The sequence below is a fragment of the Aquirufa novilacunae genome (assembly GCF_045310505.1).
Taxonomy (GTDB): domain Bacteria; phylum Bacteroidota; class Bacteroidia; order Cytophagales; family Spirosomataceae; genus Aquirufa; species Aquirufa novilacunae.
This window is the reverse complement of record NZ_JBEWZG010000002.1, coordinates 637,597-640,291: the sequence shown is the minus strand read 5'-3', so window position 1 is coordinate 640,291 and position 2,695 is coordinate 637,597. Positions and strand designations below refer to the sequence as shown.

General features: G+C 49.0%; 1 rRNA gene (cut by a window edge). It reads right to left on the bottom strand.

The window, feature by feature from the left end:
• Positions 1-13: 13 nt before the first annotated feature.
• Positions 14-2,695 (bottom strand): 23S ribosomal RNA (locus V7S74_RS10970); it runs 257 nt beyond the window's last position.

Below are 2,695 nucleotides of genomic sequence, written 5' to 3'. Positions count from 1 at the left end.
GTGTAAATTAATAAAAGGTAAGCTTTCGGGTAATTAGTACTACTCGACTTTGACATTACTGTCTTTACATCTGTAGCCTATCGACCGTGTCGTCTACACGGACCCTTCATGGAATACTCATCTTCAGGTCAGTTTCGCACTTAGATGCTTTCAGCGCTTATCTGGTCCCGACGTGGCTACTCAGCTATGCCCTTGGCAGAACAACTGATATACCAGCGGTCAGTCCAACTCGGTCCTCTCGTACTAAAGTCAGAACCTGTCAATATTCCTACGCCCACAACAGATAGGGACCGAACTGTCTCACGACGTTCTGAACCCAGCTCGCGTGCCACTTTAATCGGCGAACAGCCGAACCCTTGGGACCTTCTCCAGCCCCAGGATGTGACGAGCCGACATCGAGGTGCCAAACCTCCCCGTCGATGTGAGCTCTTGGGGGAGATCAGCCTGTTATCCCCAGAGTACCTTTTATCCTTTGAGCGATGGCTGTTCCATACTAAACCACCGGATCACTATATCCTACTTTCGTACCTGATCGACTTGTCGGTCTCACAGTCAAGCTCCCTTTTGCTATTGCACTCTACGCACGGTTACCAAGCGTGCTGAGGGAACCTTTGAAAGCCTCCGTTACTCTTTTGGAGGCGACCACCCCAGTCAAACTACCCACCAAGCAATGTCTCCCCTTTGGGGATTAGAATTCCAGTACAAGAAGGGTGGTATTTCAACGTTGGCTCCCCGATGCCTAGCGACACCGGCTCACAGCCTCCCACCTATCCTACACATCCAGTACCAAAACTCAATGCTAAGCTATAGTAAAGGTTCATGGGGTCTTTCCGTCCCGTTGCGGGTAAACGGCATCTTCACCGTTACTACAATTTCACCGAGCTCACGGCTGAGACAGTGCCCAGATCGTTACACCATTCGTGCAGGTCGGAACTTACCCGACAAGGAATTTCGCTACCTTAGGACCGTTATAGTTACGGCCGCCGTTTACTGGGGCTTCAGTTCAATGCTTCGCCTTGCGGCTAACATCCCCCCTTAACCTTCCAGCACCGGGCAGGTGTCAGGCCTTATACGTCATCTTTCGATTTAGCAAAGCCATGTGTTTTTGTTAAACAGTCGCCTGGGCCATTTCTCTGCGGCCACGATTGCTCGTGGCTCCCTTTATCCCGAAGTTACAGGGTTAATTTGCCGAGTTCCTTAGCCGTGATTCACTCGAGCGCCTTAGAATATTCTTCTCGACCACCTGTGTCGGTTTACGGTACGGGTTACTTATCAGTTATACACGCCTAGACTTTTCTTGGAAGTTTACTCACTACACTCGTTTTGGCATTGCTGCCGCCTCTCAAAGACACTATTCCGTCAGTATCTGGTAACCTGTAATCTCCGTCATCTATTTGCCCAATAAGTAAGTACAGGAATATTAACCTGTTGTGCATTAGGTTGTCGCCTTCGCTAGACCCTTAGCCCCCGACTAACCCTCAGTTGATTAGCATAGCTGAGGAAACCTTAGTCTTTCGGCGTGAGGGTTTCTCGCCCTCATTATCGTTACTCATGCCTACATTTGCTTTTCTGAACGCTCCAGCAAAGCTCGTCGCTTCACCTTCTCCGCAGATCAGAATGCTCCCCTACCAGTATATAAATATAATCCAAAGCTTCGGTACTTTACTTGATGCCCGTTTATTATCGATGCCCGCCTCGCTCGACCAGTGAGCTGTTACGCACTCTTTAAATGAATAGCTGCTTCCAAGCTAACATCCTGGCTGTCACTGCAATCAGACTTCCTTAGTTCAACTTAGTAAAGATTTTGGGACCTTAGCTGTTGGTCTGGGTTCTTTCCCTCTCGGACTGGGACCTTAGCACCCCAGCCCTCACTCCCGGGTATATTTTAAGCCATTCAGAGTTCGTCAGGATTTGGTAGGATTTGACTCCCCCTAGTCCTATCGGTAGCTTTACCTGCTTAAAACTTAACCCCGAGGCTGTTCCTAAAAACATTTCGGGGAGTACGAGCTATTTCTCAGTTTGATTGGCCTTTCACCCCTACCCACAAGTCATCCAAATACTTTTCAACGTAAACTGGTTCGGTCCTCCACTCCGTGTTATCGGAGCTTCAACCTGCTCATGGGTAGATCACAAAGTTTCGCGTCTACTCCCACTGACTAAGCGCCCTATTCAGACTCGCTTTCGCTCCGGCTGCTCACGTCAACGTGATTAACCTCGCCAGTGAAAGTAACTCGTAGGCTCATTATGCAAAAGGCACGCCGTCACCCCACGAAAGGGCTCCGACCGCTTGTAAGCGTATGGTTTCAGGGTCTTTTCACCCCCTTACTCAGGGTACTTTTCACCTTTCCTTCACAGTACTCGTTCACTATCGGTCTCTTGGTAGTATTTAGCCTTACCGGATGGTGCCGGCAGATTCAAAGGGGATTTCTCCAGTCCCCCCCTACTCAGGATACCACTACAATTACATAAACTTACCAATACAGGGCTCTCACCTTCTATGGCCTGCCTTCCCAGACAGTTCTCGTTGATTTATATAATCGATATCGTGGTCCTACAACCCCAGTCTTGCCGCAACAACACTGGTTTGGGCTAATCCGCGTTCGCTCGCCACTACTTACGGAATCACTTTTGTTTTCTCTTCCTCTGCTTACTTAGATGTTTCAGTTCAGCAGGTTCGCCTCCTATCTTAAATAGG